This window comes from Thermopolyspora flexuosa (assembly GCF_006716785.1).
Taxonomy (GTDB): domain Bacteria; phylum Actinomycetota; class Actinomycetes; order Streptosporangiales; family Streptosporangiaceae; genus Thermopolyspora; species Thermopolyspora flexuosa.
Window position 1 is genome coordinate 1119012 of the sequence record NZ_VFPQ01000001.1, and the last position, 15155, is coordinate 1134166.

Below are 15155 nucleotides of genomic sequence, written 5' to 3' on the forward strand. Positions count from 1 at the left end.
GATGGCACCGCAACCCTCGCCAGGAGGGGTGACCCGCCGAGGTCGGTCAGGATGCGACCGGCGCCTCGGCGCTCCGCCGCCGGCGGCGACGGCGCACGACGAGCAGCGCGGCCACGGCGGGCGCGGCCACGACGAGCACGAGTACGGCGAGCAGCGGCGACCGCGCGGCGAGCTGCAGCCAGGCCCAGATGACGGCGTACCCGCCCACCACCCACGGCGGCGTCCACAGCAGCGCGCCGAGCGCGCTCGCCACCACGAACCAGGGGTAGGAGATGCGGATCACCCCGGCGCAGGGCGGCAGCACGTGCCGCAGCACCGGCACCCAGAAGCAGCCGAACACCGCGACCGCGCCCCGCCGCCGGACCAGGGCCTCCACCTTGTCGATGCGGTGCCGTCCGATCCGGCGGCCCAGGCCGGACTCGTAGAGCCGCTCGCCGAGCCTGCGTCCCACCCAGTAGTAGAACTGGAACAGCACGAACATGATCAGGACGCAGACCAGGGCCCACAGCCACAGCGGCATGCCGAGCACCGAGGAGGCCGTGGGGTCGGGGATGGTGTTCACCTCGCCTCACCGCCTCGCGTCGCGCCACACCAGCCACTCTTAGGGCAGGCTTACCTAATTATGTAGGCCGGCCCGGCCCGCCCCGCGCCGGGGTGCGGGCAACGTCACGCCTTCGCGCCCTCCTCCGCCCGCGTCGGCCGTACCGACGGTCCCCGCCGGCGCGACGCCCCCGGCGGCGGGAGCGGAGGGTGCACTCCTGGCAGACCGCACTAATCAGCCATATATCGGGTATTTCGGCAGGTGAACGGCTTTCGGGGAGATGGCGAGCCCTACGGACACGCCGGTGAGCGTCCCCGAGGCTCACCGTCCCCGACGGGGCCGAGGGCCGGGCGGTCCGCCCGCCGCGACACCGGGCGCGGCGGCCGCCCGGTCCGCCATCGCCGCGAGCGGCCGGCGGGTCGGGCGCAACCCCCGCACGTCCGCCTTTGGGTGCACGAACCCGAGTGCACGAAAGGGGTGCGGGCCATGGGCAAGCACGAACGCCTGGTACCCGCGGCGGCGACCCGAGCCGCCATGTCCGCCGATCGGGCGTCGCGCCGGGCGGCCGGATCGGCGCTCGGACCGCTCGCCGCGGCATTCGCCCTCACCGCCGCCTACCTCGGGGCGGGCACCGCCCATCCCGCCGACCGGGCAGCCGTACCCTGGGGAGCCGCTCCCGGCCAGGCCGCCGCGGAGGCGGTCCCGGTCCCGGCACGCCCCAAGCCCGGCACGGTCGCGGTCACCGCGGTGCCGCGGTCCCGCGCCGCCGACTCGCTCTGCCGCCGCACCTACCACGCCCGCGGCCTGGTCACCGCCACCGGCGGCATCGCGGTCTACCACTGGCGGCTGCTCCGCTGGAGCCCGGCCGCCAAGCGCTGGCGCCCGTACCTCGCCGCCCCGCCCGCGTTCACCGTGGACACCCGCACCGTGCACTGGCGTCCGCAGATCGTGGCCAACCCCGGCTGGTACCGGGTCGAGCTGCGGGTACGGCCCGGCGGCACCGCCTACAGCAAGGGCTTCCGGGTGACCTGCTGACGCCGGGCGCGGCGGTCACAGTGCGTCGAGCGCCTGCCGCGCCGCGGTGACCCAGCGCGAGACGCCCACCCGCTCGGCGACCGCGAGCGCCTTCGCGTAGTGGCCGCGGGCCGCGTCCGGCCGCCCCAGGTGCCGGGCGAGGTCGCCGAGGGTCTGCGCGACCGGCCACAGCGCGACCACGCCGGTGCCCGCGCCCGCGATGCGGTCGGAGAACGGGCCGAGCGTGTCGTACGCCTCCTCCATGCGCCCGGCGTCGCCGAGCAGCATGCCGGCGTGCGCCCGCCAGGTCATCGCGAGCTCGTAGAGGAAGTCCGGCCGTACCGGTGGCCGCACCGCGGCGATCGCCCGGGCGTCCCGCTCGTGCCCGGCCGCGGCGAGCGCGAGCGCGTACGCGTCGAGCGTCCACTTCGCCCGGCGCTGGTGCGCCTCGGCGAGCGGCTCCACCATCTCGGCCACCCGGCCCTCCACCAGGGCGAGGCAGAACGAGGTGATCAGCGGCAGGTCCTGGCGGCCCTCGAGCATGCCGGCCCGCGCGGTGAGCCGGGCCGCGTTCCGGTACGCCGCCTCCGCGCCCCGGTAGTCGCCCGCGATCATCAGCCGCTGCCCGGCGTACCAGGCGGCGACCGCGGCCGGGGCGGGCAGGTCGTACTGCTTGGCGAGCCGCTCGGCGGCCTCGATGCGCCGGTCGGCCTCGGCGAAGTCGCCGCGCGCCGCCGCGCACTCCATCAGCACCAGGTGGGCGAGCGCCTGCACCGCGGGCTGGCCGCTCGCCTCGCCGACCTCGACGAGCTCGCGGCCGATCGCCTCCCGCTCGCCCACCGCCGGGATGCTGTACGACTGGCGCAGCCGCCCGCTCAGCGCGACCGCGAGCAGCGCCGGGTCGCCGCTGCGCCGGGCGAGCTCCTCGGCCTCGAGCGAGGCCTGCTGGCCGCGGCCGGTGTCGGAACCTTCCAATTCGAGCGCGAGCGTGGCGAGCAGGCTCGCCCGCAGCGACTGCTCGCCCGGCGGCAGCTCGACCAGCGCCTTCTCGGTGACGTCGACGATCTCCCAGGCGGTGCGGGTGAAGTCGCGCGCCATCCCCTTGTACGGCACGGCGAGCGAGGCGGCGATGCGCGCGGTGAGCTCGAGGTCCTGCAGCGGCAGCGCGGCCTCCATCGCCTTGCGGCGCAGCGCCCGGGCCGCGGCCATGTCGCCGCTGAGCGCGAGCGCCTTGATCTGCCGGAGCAGCAGCTGCAGCCGCCGCTTCGGCTCCGAGCCGTCCGGGTGGGCGCGGTCGAACGCGTCGATCGCCTGCTGCCACAGCCGGGCCGCCTCCCGGTGGGCGAACCGCCGCTCGGCCTGCTCGGCGGCGAGCCCGGCGTAGTTCACCGCCTTCGCCGCGGTCTCCGCGGTGCCCGCGGCGTGGTAGTGGTGGGCGAGCGCGGCCACGTCGGACGGGTTGCGCTGCTCGATCACCGAGGCGACCGCGGCGTGCAGCCGGGAACGGCGCAGCCGCGAGGCGTCCGAGTAGATCGTGTCACGTACCAAATCGTGGTCGAACCGCACGATGCCCGGCCCCGGCTCGGTGATCAGCCCGGCGAGCAGCCCGGCCTCCACCGCCTCCACGACCGCGTCCTCGTCGCCGCACACGTCGATGAGCACGTCCACGTCGACCTCGCGGCCGATCACCGCGGCCATGAGCAGGATCTGCTGCGCGGTGGCGGGCAGCCGGGTGATGCGGCGGCGCAGCACGTCGCGCACCCCGCTCGGCACCACCGACATCAGCTCGGCGGCGCTCGCCTGGCCGTCCGCGGACTCGGCGTCGAGCAGCCGGGCGGTCTCCCGGACGAAGAACGGGTTGCCGCCGGTGCGCTCGACGATCGTGTGCACCGCCTCCTCGTCCACCTCGTGCACGCAGGTGGCGCGGACCAGCTCGGCCACGGCCTCGCGGTCGAGGCCGCCGAGCTTCACCCGCACCGGGTCGAGCCGGGCGAGCGCGGCGAGCACCTCGGCCTGCTCGTCGTTGATCTCGTTGTCCCGGTAGGTCACCACGAGCAGCACCCGGCTCGCGGCGACGAGGCTCGGCAGCGCGCGCAGCAGGGCGAGCGTCTGGTCGTCGGCCCAGTGCAGGTCCTCGAGCACGAGCAGCAGCGGGGCCTCGCGGGCCGCGGCGGACAGGTAGCCGCCGACCGCGCGGTGCAGCCGGAAGCCGCCGCCCATCTCGTCCGGCTCGGGCGGGGGCGCGGTGTCGTCGAGCAGCGGCGCGAGCAGCGGGCCGTACTCGCCGGTGCCGATCCGGTCGGCGAGCGAGCGCAGCACCTCCACCCAGGCCCAGCCGGGCGGGGTGGCGGTGCTGTCCGGGCAGCCGCCGGAGGCGGCGAGCCAGCCGTCCGCGCCGAGCCGTACCGCGAGCTGCCGCACCAGCGTGCTCTTGCCCGCGCCCGCGTCGCCGGTGACCACGGCGAGGCTGAACCGCCCGGCCAGGGCCTTGGGCGCGGCGCCGAGCAGGGCGTTCAGCTCGGCGTCCCGGCCGACGAACGGCTCGGGCTCGAGCGGCGGAACGGCGACCGCGGGGCCGGGAACGGTCCGGGACGAGGCCGGCGCGGCCTCCGGGGCGCGGCGCGGCGGCGGCACCAGGTCGAGGCCGGGGTCCTGGTTGAGGATGTCGGTCTCCATCTTGCGGAGCGCGGGCCCCGGGTCGATGCCGAGCTCCTCGGCGAGGATGGCACGGGCCCGGCGCAGCGCGGCGAGCGCGTCGCCCTGCCGCCCGCACCGGTAGAGGGCGAGCGCGAGCAGCCGCCAGCCCTCCTCGCGCAGCGGGTGCTCGTTGGTGAGCGCCTCCAGGTCGGGCACGGTCTCCGCGTGCAGGCCGAGCCGCAGCCCGGCGTCGGCGTACCGTTCCCGGGCGACGAGATGCAGCTCCGACAGCCGGGTCACCTCGGCCTCCGCCCACGGCTGGTCGGCGAAGTCCGCGTACGGCGTGCCGCGCCACAGGCCGAGCGCGGTCTCCAGCCCGGCCCGGGCGGCCTGCGGGTCGCCGCCGTCGAGCCGCTCCCCGGCGGCGCGGATCAACGCCTCGAAGCGCAGCGCGTCCACCTGCTCGGGGGTGATGCGCAGCGCGTACCCGGAGGCGACGGTGACGAGCAGCCGGTTGGGGCCGCCGCGCGGGCGGCCGGGCTCGAGCACGCGGCGCAGCCGCGAGATGTACACCTGCAGGCCGGACTGCGCGCCCTTCACCGCGTCCTGCGCCCACAGGTCGTGGATGAGGGTGTCGACGGGCACGACCTGCCCGCGGGCGACGAGCAGACGGGCGAGCACGGAGCGTTGCCGTAGCCCGCCGAGATCGAGCTGAGTGTCTCCTTCGTAGGCCTCCACCGGCCCGAGGACCCGGAACGCCACCATGTCGACCGCCACGCTATGCACGGCCGGAAAGCACGCACAAGGAAACCGCCAAGGCCGACCTGCCCATCGTCGCTCGCCTGCCCGCAACCGTGCACGCCGGTACGGCCGTGCCGTACCGGCGAGAGTGATCTCAGGCTATCAAGAGCGGGATCTGCGCTCGCTTGGCGTTCGATCAACAGGCTGTTGCCGTGCGGGTCTGCGGCGCAGCAGGGACCACGCGCCGAGGGCGAGGCCGCCCACCGGGATCTCGATCGTGTAGGTCCAGAACCCGAACAGCAGCGCGGCGACCGCGGCCTCGGCCGCGGGCTCGCCGAACGCGACGAGCAGGGTGGCCACCCCGCCCTCCATGATCCCGGCGCCGCTCGGGGTGACCAGGGCGGTGGTGAGCACCCGGCTGAGCGCGAACACCGCCACGGTCTCCGCCGGGCCGGGGTAGGCGCCGGTGGCGACCAGGCAGGCCGCCATGATCAGGCACTGGAAGACGAGGAACGCGGTCATGCCGCCGGACAGGCCCGCCCAGCGGCGGTGCACGATGTCCGCGGTGTCGGCGCGCAGCCGGTGGATCGCCCCGGAGATCCGGCCCTCGGCGGGGCGGACGCGCCGCGGCGCGAGCCGTACCAGGGCGTCGAGCGCGCGGCCGAGCAGGCGGGCGGCGCGCTCCCAGTAGAGCGCGGCGGCGACCACGGCGACGAGGACGAGGATCGAGACGGCGCCCACCCAGGCGGCGTTCGCCACGGTCGGGTCCGGCACCTTGCCCGCCAGCAGCAGGGCGACGATGCCGACCGCGGGCAGGATGAACCGGAACAGCGTGTTCCAGATGCCCGACACCAGGGTGGAGACCACCACGGCCCGGGTGGGGAACCCCCAGCCCCTGGTCATCGCGAAGGTGAGCGCGACCCCGGCCGCGCCGCCGAACGGCAGCAGGTTGCTCACCGCGCTGCCCGCGGCGTTGAGGGTGAGCGCCTGCAGGTGGGACAGGCCGGGCAGCGAGTTGGTGAGCACGAACGTGTACGCCCACAGGCTCGCCGCCCACACCAGGGCCATCAGGCCGATCATCGCCGGGCTGAGCCGGGCGAAGCCGGAGCCGATCTGCGCCCAGCTCACCTCCGCGCCGGTGAGCGCCTGCAGGATCTGCGGCAGCAGCACCACGAGGAGCACGGCGAGGGCGAGCGAGGCCGCCGAGAGCAGGATCTGCAGCCAGGTGTTCCTCATCGCCGCCCGCCCATCGCCGGCCCCCCGTCGTGTCGATGTGCCGTCATGCCCCCGTGCCGGGGCCGAGGCCCGTCCGGTGCGGCCGGAGGGCCGGAGGCCCGGCACCGTCCAGTCTGCCGGGTTCGCGGGCCGCGTGGCTCACCCTTCGGTACGGCCGGCCGTCCTCCTCGTGGAGGAGGCGCCCCGGATCCGGGCGTCCGGGAGGTCCCGGAGCGGCCGGGGTCAGCCGGGGAAGGCGTCGAACGGGTGGCGCAGCCGGGTGCCCGGGGGCAGGTCGCGGCGCACGTACCACTCGGTGCCGAAGACCAGGCGGTAGAGCGGGCGGGGGAGGCGGAGCATGAGCGCGAGGGTGCGGTCGCCGTCGCCGCCGGTGGTCTGGGAGGCGTGCGCGGCCATGCTCGCCCGCTTCGCCTTGGCGTACCGGCGCACGTTCACCCGGTGGGTGATCGCGCTGCCCGGCGAGTACGCCTTCTCGAAGGCGCGCAGGTCGAAGTCCGGGGGGAAGCGGTAGAACCGCCCGGCGAGCCGCAGCGCCCGCAGCAGCGGGTCGCGGTTCACCGTGGCCTCGAGCACGATCGGGGTGCCCGCGAGCTCGGCGGCGCGCCTGCCCACCCGGTGCACCTGCACGTGGTCGGGGTGCCCGTAGCCGCCCGCCGGGTCGTAGATCGTCACCAGGTCGGCCCGCTCCTCGTCGAGGACGTCCGCGAGCCGCCGCGCGGCCTGCTCGACGTCGGCGTCGATGAACGCGTTCGGCGGGCGGTCGTCGGGGGCGGCGCCGCCCGCGGCGAGGCCCGAGTCGGCGTACCCGAGGTGGACCACGCGGGACGCGCCGAGCCCGGCCGCGGACCGGTACAGCTCGTTCATGCGGGTCTCGCCGAGCCGGTCGCCGTGCGGCAGGTCGGCGAGGCCGCGCTCCCCGGCCGTGGCCACCACGAGGACCACCCGGTGGCCCTCGGCCGCGAGCATCGCCATGGTCCCGGCCGTCAGCAGTGCTTCGTCGTCGGGATGCGCGTGGAAGAAGACCGCGGTGCGTGACACCTTGGCAATCATTCCACGGGCCGCCGCAATAGGGTGTGCCCGGTGAGGATCCTTCACGTCAGCGACTGTTATCTGCCGCGGCTCGGGGGCATCGAGGTCCAGGTCGCCGACCTGGTGCGGGCACAGCGGGCGGCCGGGCACGAGGTGCGGGTCGCCACGGCGACCGCGGGCGCGCCGATGGACGGGGTCGAGCGCATCGTCGCCCCGCTGCCGTACGAGCTGCCGGTGCACCCGCGCGGCACCGGGCGGCTGCTCGCGCTGATGCGCGGCTACGCGCCGGACGTGGTGCACGTGCACGCCGGGGCGGTGTCGCCGTTCGCCTGGATGGGCGTGCGGGCGGCGGTGCGGGCCGGGTTACCGGTCGTGGTCACCGTGCACAGCATGTGGGACGTGGTCACCCGGACCGTGTACCGGGCGCTCAACGCGGTCTACCGGTGGAACCGCTGGGGGCTGGTGGGCACCGCGGTGAGCGAGGCCGCGGCGCGGCCGATCCGGCGGGTCGCCGGGCCGCGGGTGCCGGTGCGGGTGGTGTCGAACGGCCTCGACGTGGCGGCCTGGCGGCCGGCCGGGCCGCGGAGCCGTACCGAGCCGGACGCGCCGGTGCACGTGGTGGCGGTGGGCCGGCTCGCCCCGCGCAAGCAGCCGCTGCGGCTGCTGAAGCTGCTGGAGGAGACGCGCCGGCGGGTCCCCGCGTCGGTGCGGCTGCGGGCGACGATCGTCGGCGACGGCCCGGCGCGCGCCTCGATGGAGCGCTACCTGCGGGCGCGGGGCATGGGCTGGGTGTCGATGCCCGGCCGCTACCCGCGCGAGCGCATCCGGGAGCTGCTGGAGTCGGCCGACGTGTTCGTGGCGCCCGCCCCCCGGGAGTCGTTCGGGCTCGCCGCGCTGGAGGCGCGCACCGCCGGGGTGCCGGTGGTGGCGCGCACGCAGAGCGGCGTCGCCGACTTCGTACGGCCCGGCAAGGAGGGCCTGCTCGGCCGCGACTTCACCGAGCTGGCGGCCTGCCTCGCCCGGCTCGCCGGGGACGCGGCGCTGCGCGAGTCGATCGCCGAGCACAACCGGGCGACCGAGCCGGTGCAGTGCTCCTGGCCGGCCGTGCTCGCGGGGTTCGACCGCTGCTACGCGCTGGCGGTGGAGCGCACCCGCCTGCGGCGTTCGGGCTGACGGCGTTCCCCTTCGGGACGTTCCGGGCCGGGCGTATCGGACGACGGCCCGCGGTACGGCGGGGCCGGCGGCCGCGCGGTGGATCGCGGGGCGCCGCGGACGCCGGGGGCGCGGCGGGGGCCGCGTGGCGGCGAGGGGCGCGGGGGAGCGAATCGGGGTCAGTGGTCAACGCGGGCGGCCGGGGTCAGAACGGGAGTCGACGACCGGAGGGGGTACGGAGGTCGAGAGGCGCCGGGCGCTTCGGCGGCCGGGGCCGGTGCACGATCCGGATCCTTTTCATCGCGATCTCCTCTCGTCGATCACAGACTTCCCGTGTTGGCGGTCGGCGAACACGCTCCATTGCGCACCTGTGGGAACGGACCGCTCGCGGCGGCCGAGGAAGCCTTCCATCACCTCCCGTGGCCGATCGGTTCCGGCCGGAATCGCCGGGCTCGTTCGGAGCGTACGATACCCATGTTTCGGACAAAAACCTCAAACGTTTCGTTTGTGCGTCACGCGGGGATGTTGTCCGGAATAGCCGGGGCGTGCTTGGCGGTTTCCGGTGGCATGGGGGCGACAACGGGGTACGGCCGTGCGCGAAATCACCCGGCGGGGTTACGGGTGGAGCCCACGGAGAAACGTATCCGCGCATCCGGCAGGACGGGCGGTGGCCGAACCGCACCCGGACGCCGATGGCGGGGTCGGTGCCGTACCACCCCACCTGGTGGAGGATGCCGGCCGCGGCCCGCACGCCGCCGCCGGTGCCACCCGCGCCGTTCCGGGCCCGGGGGAGGGCGCCTCGCGACCGGGCCGCCGCCGTGCCGCCACCTGCCGGGGACCGACGTCCGGCTCGGCCCGCTGCGGCCGGGCGACACGGTCACCCGCCGTCCGCGCCGGGGCCGGTCGGGCACCGGCCGGCGGTGCCGCCCGCGGCGGGCGCGGAGCGGGGCGGCCGGGGTGGGCGCCGCCCGGCGGACGGAGCCGCCTCCGGCCGCGTGTATAACGACCGTGTATAACGACAGGGTGTGGTCGTACCGGACGCCGTTGCCGGAGAGCCGGGAGATCGCCGGGCCGACGACGTCCTTCGGCGAGCGGGTGGACAGCCACCCCGACGGGGTGCTCCAGCGGCGCCCGAAGGCCGCATTCTAGAAATTTCGGGTACCTACCGATGCGGTTATCGGGGCGATTTCCCTCGCCCCTGTTTTGGCATGCCCTGCGGTATGCGATCCGATTTGTCGCCGTTATGGCGACGTGCGAGCGAATGTCTGATCTTGCGCTAGATTTAACACGCAATCGTATCGACAGACGAGCGCGCGGCCCCCTACGCTCGAAATCATGCCACTGCGACTCTACGACACGTACAGCCGTGCCGTTCGGAATTTCACGCCGCGTCGTGGCCGGGATGTTTCCATTTATATCTGCGGCCCGACCGTCGTGGCACCCCCGCACGTCGGTCAGCTTCGTTGCCAGGTGAGTTTCGATGTGCTCGCCCGGTGGCTGAAATACCGCGGCTGCACGGTCACCTTGTGCCGGAATGTCACGGACATGGAGGACATGATACTCCGGCGGGCGCTGATGGAAAACGTGCCGTGGTGGCTGATCGCGGAAACAAACTATCGTTCGTTTTTCGCCGCCTACGAACTTCTTGGTTGCCTGCCGCCGACCGTGGAGCCACGGGCCACCGGGCATATCACGGAAATGATCGAGCTGATCGAGGAGCTGTTGCGCCGGCGGCACGCCTACGTGGTGGACGGCGACGTGTATTTCTCGGTCGATTCGTTTCCGGAGTACGGCCGGCTGTCCCGGCGGCGCGCCGAGCACATGCGGGCGTCGGCCGAGCCGGGCCGGGGCAAGCGCCACCCGTCGGACTTCGCGCTGTGGAAGCGGGCCAAGCCCGGCGAGCCGTACTGGCGCACCCCGTGGGGTGACGGGCGGCCGGGCTGGCACGTGCAGTGCTCGGTGATGGCACGCAAGTACCTGGGCCGGGAGTTCGACATCCACGCGGGCGGCGCGCCGCTGATCTTCCCGCACCACGAGAACGAGATCGCCCAGTCGAAGGCGGCGGGCGACGGCTTCGCCCGCTACTGGCTGCACGGCGGCACGGTGACCCGGGGCGGCGAGAAGATCCACAAGTCCGTCGACAGCCCGTTCTCGCTGTCGCGCATCCTCACCGAGGTCCGGCCGATCGAGCTGCGCTACTACCTCGCCATGTCGCACTACCGGTCGGACCTGGAGTTCTCCTGGACGGCGCTGCGCGACGCGGCCGCGGCCTTCCGCCGCATCGAGGGCTTCGTGCTGCGCGCCTCCCGGCGGCTGCCGCACGCCGCTCCGGCCACCGTGGTGCCCGAGCCGTTCGCGGCGGCGATGAACAACGACCTCAACGTGCCCCGCGCGCTCACCGTGGTCTGGGCGGCGGTCAACGAGGGCAACCGGGCCCTCGCCGAGGGCGACGAGGCGGTGCTCGCGGACGCCTGCTCCCGGCTGCGCGCCATGCTCGGGGTGCTCGGGCTCGACCCGCTCGGCGAGCCGTGGGCCGCGCGCCGCGCCCGCGACTCACGGCTGGAGCAGACCGCCCTCGCCCTCGCCGACCTCGTTGTCAACCTCGCCGAGTCGGCGCGGGCCCGTGGCGACGACGCGCTCGCCGACCGGCTGCTCACCCAGGTGCGGGAGGCGATGGACGGCGTGCGCCCGGTCCGCGCCGAGGCGGAACGGCCCGTCTCGCTCCTCGCCGGCTGAGCCCCGCCACGGAACCGGTGCCGCGGTTCCGTGGCGGGCCTTGGGGTGGTGGGTGCGGTCCAGCCGTCCGGCTCAGCGCCGGATGACGTGCAGAACGCTCGCGATGCGCTCGGCCGCGGTCACCACGTCGGACGCGTGACCGATACGACCCGCCCAGGAGAGCCAGAAGTACCACTCGCCGTCGGAGGAGTCGGCGGCCAGCACGTCCTCGGTGACCGAGGGCGCGAGAGGATTGATCACGCGCAACCGGGGATACAGACCGGAGGGCGCGGACAGACGCACCTGGAAGGCGTGGGCCTCCAGCTGAGCGGCGAGCCGCTCCAGATGTTCGCGGGCCTCGCGCGCGGTGCCCTTGAGATCTGTTGTGGCCATTGTTGCTCTCCCGGTCGAGAAGGTGGGACGACGTCACGGGACGAACGTCAGTGACAGATTGGCCCGCGTGGTCTTCTCCAGACAATCGCCTGGGATTTCGTGATCAGTGGAATACACGCGGAATCCGCGTACATTGCGTGGATATGGCACGAACTCACGGGCTCGTTTGCATCACGGTCCGGGAGTTATGGTGGGTGCCGGTTAACTTCGGGGAAACATTCGAGCGACCTGAAGACACCGACGCGGAGGGTGCGGATGGCCCGTGGAGAGCATGCCCCGTCATGCGCCCGCGGCTGGCGGCAGCAGGCCGAGGCCCGGGGCTGGACCATGTGGCAGACCGTCCAGGCGATCCACGGCTGCTGCGGGGTGAGCCTGCTCAAGGCGCATCGGCTCGCCCGCGGGTGGTCGGCCCGCCAGGCGATCCAGGAGCTGGAGCGGCTCTGCGACGAGGAGGGCCTCGGCTCCCCGCGCGCGAGCATCGACCTGCTCAACGCCTGGGAGAACGGCCGCGCCCGGCCGCGTCCGCAGACCATCGACCTGCTCGCCCGGCTGTACAAGGCGAACGCGGTACGGCTCGGCCTCGCCGCCGACTACTGCGAGGACGGGGAGAACGCGCCCCGGGTCGTGGTGGTCGCCGCCGGCGGCCAGGACCATCCCGGCGGGCACACGTTCATCGAGGAGACCGACGACGACGCCGAGCGCCGCGCGCTCTTCCACGACATGCTGCTCAGCACCGCCCTGCCCGACGGCCGGTTCTTCGCCGAGGTGGAGCGCGTGCGGCAGGACATCGACCTCGCGCTCGCCGCGGGCAACGCCACCGAGGACCAGCTCGACCGGATCGACGAGCAGGTGCTGCGGTTCCGCCGGGAGTACATGGACACCGCGTCGGTGACCATGCTCTGCCGGCTCATGCTCGAGCTGTGCGGGCTGCGCCGCCTGCTCGCGCTGCGCCAGCCCGCCGCGGTGCAGCGCCGCCTGCTGCACGCCACCACGATGCTCGCGCTGCTCGCCGCCGACGCGCTCATGCGGCTCGGCGACACCCGGCAGGCCGCCGCCTGGTACGGCACCGCCCGCACCGCCTCCGACGACATCGGCGACTCGCGGCTGCGCGCCCTGGTCCGTGCCCAGGAGACGATGCTCTCCTACCACTACGGCGACCCCATGGAGACGGTACGGCTCGCCCGCGAGGCCCGCCGGCTCGCCGGGAACGCGCCGAGCTCCCCGGCCGCGCTCGCCGCGGCGGCCGAGGCGCGGGCGCTCGCCCGGCTCGGCGACCGCAAGGCGGCGAAGGCCGCGCTCGCCGAGGCCGAGCAGATCTTCGTCCGGATGCGCGGCAGCAACCAGGACGACCTCGCCTTCGCCTTCTCCGAGCGGCGCATGCACTTCTACCGCGCGGGCACGCTCATCGAGCTCGGCGCGGTGTCCGACGACGAGGCGCTGCTGCGCTCCGGCGAGCAGACCTTCCACAGCCTCGACCTCGGCCTGGTGTTACTCGAGCAGGCCGAGCACATGGCCCGCGTCGGCGACCTCGAGGGCGCCTGCGGGCGCGCGGCCGACGCGCTGCTGCAGGTGCCGATCGAGCAGCGCACCTCGATCGTGGTGAACCGGGCGCACCGGCTGCTCACCTCGGTGCCGCCCGAGCTGCGGGACCGGCCGAACGTGCAGCGGCTGCACGAGCTGCTCATGGACACCCTGCCGCAGACCCCGCTGGGCCACACGATCGCCGCCAGGACCTTCGCGAACGCCTTCCCGGGCGGGCAGCCGGGGCAGGCCGGCGCCACGACCGCGCTCCCCGACCGCTGCGGCGCCCACCGCACCCCGCGCGCCGACCAGCGGCCCGACCCCCGCTGCGACCAACGCCACCAGGCCCGCCCCGACCCCCGCCGTGACGCCGCGAACGCGCCGCGGCCCGGCCGGTCGACGATGGGCCTGACGTGATCGCGGGGGCCCTCGCCGAAGAGGCCTTCGGCGTGCTGCACACGGTCGGGAGCCGCCTCGGCGTGAACACCAAGGGGGCCAAGCTGCTGCGGCTGCGCAGCAACGCGGTGTTCAAGCTGCGCAGCGGGCTGATCGTGCGGATCACCGCCACCCCCGACGGCGCCCCGCAGACGCACACCGGGCTCGCGGTCGCCCGCTGGCTGGTCCGGCGCGGCTTCCCCTCGGTACGGCCCGCCGACTACATCTCCGACGAGCCGATCGAGCACCACGGCCGCCTGGTCACCTTCTGGCAGTACGTGCCGGTGAGCGGCCGCCCCACCACCCGGGAGCTCGGCCGCATCCTGCGCCACCTGCACGACCAGCCGGTGCCGCCGTTCCCGATCAAGCGGCTCGCCGACCCGCTCGCCGAGGTGCGCGGCGCGGTGGAGTCCTGCTCCGAGGTGCTCACCCCGGACCAGCGGGCCTGGCTGCGCGACCGCATCGCCGAGCTCACCGAGGCGTGGAACACGCTGGAGAGCTGCGGGCCGCCGGTGCTGCTGCACGGCGACGCGTGGATCGACAACCTGCTGCGCCGCCGCGACGGCCGCGCCGTGCTGTGCGACTGGGACGGCGTCGCGGTCGGGCCGCGCGAGTGGGACCTGGTGCACACCTACCACGGGCAGCGCCGGTTCGGCCTGTCCGCGGCGGACGTGGACGAGTTCGCCCGCGCCTACGGCTGCGACCTGCGCGAGTGGCCCGGGTTCGGCACCCTGATGGAGATCAGGGACATGTACGCGATCGGCATCCACATCCGCAACGCCGCGGGCGACCCGTTCTCCCGGCAGGAGCTGCCGCGCCGCCTCGACTCGCTCACCAGGGGCGACGGCCACGCGCGGTGGTACATGGCGGAGCCCGCCGTCAAAGTGACCTGAGCGCGCGTCGTACGCTGCGGACATGACGACGCCCGGGCAGACGCCGCCGACGGTCACGGGCAAGGTCATGCGCATCCTGGAGGCCTTCGCCCCCGGGGACGTACGGCTGACGCTCACCGAGATCTGCCGTCGCGCCGACCTGCCGCTGGCGACCGGCCATCGGCTCATCGCCGAGCTGGTCGCGGGAGGCTTCCTCGAGCGGCTGCCGGACGCCTCGTACCGGGTGGGCACCCGGCTGTGGCAGATCGGCATCCAGGCGGCCCGGCCGCGCGAGCTGCGCGAGCTCGCCCTGCCGTACATGCTCGACCTGTACGCCGAGACCCGGGAGAACATCCAGCTCGCGGTGCTGCGCGGGGACCGGGCGATGTACCTGGAGCGGCTGCGCGGCCCCAAGTCGGTGCCGGTGCTCACCCGGGTCGCGTCCGAGCTGCCGCTGCACGCCACCGCCGTGGGCAAGGTGCTGCTCGCGTTCTCGCCGCCCGAGCTCACCGAGCGGGTGATCGCCCAGGGGCTCACCAAGCACGCGCCCAACACCATCACCGACCCCGAGCGGCTGCGCGCCGACCTGGCCGAGGTGCGCCGTACCGGGCTCGCCTACACCGTCGAGGAGATGTCGATCGGCACCTGCTCGGTGGCCGCGCCGGTCTACGGGCAGGGCGAGGAGGTGGTCGCCGCGCTGTCCGTGGTGGCCTGGCGGCACAGCGCGGACGTCAAGCGGTTCGGGCCGGCGGTGCGCTCGGCGGCCCGCGCGCTCTCCAAGGACCTCGCCGCCAAGGACCCGGCGGCACGCTGAGTCACGGCGTATTTCCGGTCAGCGGAAGCAAAAACGGGGCGAGGCGGCGGAGTGT

General features: G+C 74.5%; 12 protein-coding genes. 7 read left to right on the forward strand and 5 right to left on the reverse strand.

Annotated features, from left to right (window positions below; translation table 11 throughout):
* Nucleotides 1-46: 46 nt before the first annotated feature.
* On the reverse strand, nt 47-562 hold the full coding sequence (locus tag FHX40_RS04950; RefSeq protein WP_229789083.1) for a DedA family protein: 516 nt from the start codon (nt 560-562) through the stop codon (nt 47-49).
* Between the two features lie 465 nt (nt 563-1027).
* Here FHX40_RS04950 and FHX40_RS04955 point away from each other — a divergent pair, with 465 nt between their 5' ends.
* Nucleotides 1028-1576, forward strand: coding sequence for a hypothetical protein (locus FHX40_RS04955; protein ID WP_142258518.1), 549 nt, complete (start codon nt 1028-1030; stop codon nt 1574-1576).
* Between the two features lie 15 nt (nt 1577-1591).
* Here the strand turns inward: FHX40_RS04955 and FHX40_RS04960 are convergent, their stop codons facing one another.
* The 3 genes from FHX40_RS04960 to FHX40_RS04970 all read right to left on the reverse strand — a co-directional run bounded on the left by FHX40_RS04960 (nt 1592) and on the right by FHX40_RS04970 (nt 7207).
* Nucleotides 1592-4969: an ATP-binding protein gene (locus tag FHX40_RS04960; protein WP_229789084.1), complete on the reverse strand. Its 3378-nt coding sequence runs from the start codon at nt 4967-4969 to the stop codon at nt 1592-1594.
* A gap of 126 nt (nt 4970-5095) precedes the next feature.
* The gene (locus tag FHX40_RS04965) at nt 5096-6169 is read right to left on the reverse strand and encodes a lysylphosphatidylglycerol synthase transmembrane domain-containing protein (RefSeq protein WP_142258519.1); all 1074 of its coding nucleotides are present in this window, start codon (nt 6167-6169) and stop codon (nt 5096-5098) included.
* 222 nt (nt 6170-6391) lie between these two features.
* A complete protein-coding gene (locus FHX40_RS04970) occupies nt 6392-7207 on the reverse strand; it encodes a PIG-L family deacetylase (protein ID WP_229789085.1) in 816 nt (271 codons plus the stop codon).
* Nucleotides 7208-7249: 42 nt separating this feature from the next.
* Between FHX40_RS04970 and FHX40_RS04975 the strand changes: the two genes are divergently transcribed.
* The 3 genes from FHX40_RS04975 (at nt 7250) to cysS (ending at nt 11086) form a co-directional block, all read left to right on the forward strand.
* Nucleotides 7250-8371 carry a glycosyltransferase family 4 protein gene (locus FHX40_RS04975; protein WP_142258521.1) on the forward strand — a complete coding sequence of 374 codons (1122 nt, stop codon included), beginning with the start codon at nt 7250-7252 and terminating at the stop codon, nt 8369-8371.
* A 1002-nt stretch (nt 8372-9373) separates the two neighbouring features.
* On the forward strand, nt 9374-9499 hold the full coding sequence (locus FHX40_RS26005) for a hypothetical protein (protein WP_268241049.1): 126 nt from the start codon (nt 9374-9376) through the stop codon (nt 9497-9499).
* A gap of 186 nt (nt 9500-9685) precedes the next feature.
* Nucleotides 9686-11086, forward strand: a complete 1401-nt coding sequence (gene cysS, locus FHX40_RS04990) for a cysteine--tRNA ligase (RefSeq protein ID WP_142258524.1) — start codon at nt 9686-9688, stop codon at nt 11084-11086.
* A 72-nt stretch (nt 11087-11158) separates the two neighbouring features.
* Here the strand turns inward: cysS and FHX40_RS04995 are convergent, their stop codons facing one another.
* Nucleotides 11159-11458, reverse strand: a complete 300-nt coding sequence (locus FHX40_RS04995) for a hypothetical protein (protein ID WP_142258525.1) — start codon at nt 11456-11458, stop codon at nt 11159-11161.
* A gap of 255 nt (nt 11459-11713) precedes the next feature.
* Here FHX40_RS04995 and FHX40_RS05000 point away from each other — a divergent pair, with 255 nt between their 5' ends.
* The 3 genes from FHX40_RS05000 to FHX40_RS05010 are packed head-to-tail and all read left to right on the forward strand — an operon-like array spanning nt 11714 to nt 15100.
* The gene (locus FHX40_RS05000; RefSeq protein ID WP_189136270.1) at nt 11714-13396 is read left to right on the forward strand and encodes a helix-turn-helix domain-containing protein; all 1683 of its coding nucleotides are present in this window, start codon (nt 11714-11716) and stop codon (nt 13394-13396) included.
* Complete coding sequence (locus FHX40_RS05005; protein WP_229789086.1) at nt 13393-14307, forward strand: phosphotransferase family protein; 915 nt, start codon at nt 13393-13395, stop codon at nt 14305-14307. The genes FHX40_RS05000 and FHX40_RS05005 overlap by 4 nt, the downstream gene beginning before the upstream one ends.
* Before the next feature lie 22 nt (nt 14308-14329).
* The gene (locus FHX40_RS05010) at nt 14330-15100 is read left to right on the forward strand and encodes an IclR family transcriptional regulator (RefSeq protein WP_142258526.1); all 771 of its coding nucleotides are present in this window, start codon (nt 14330-14332) and stop codon (nt 15098-15100) included.
* Nucleotides 15101-15155 lie beyond the last annotated feature (55 nt).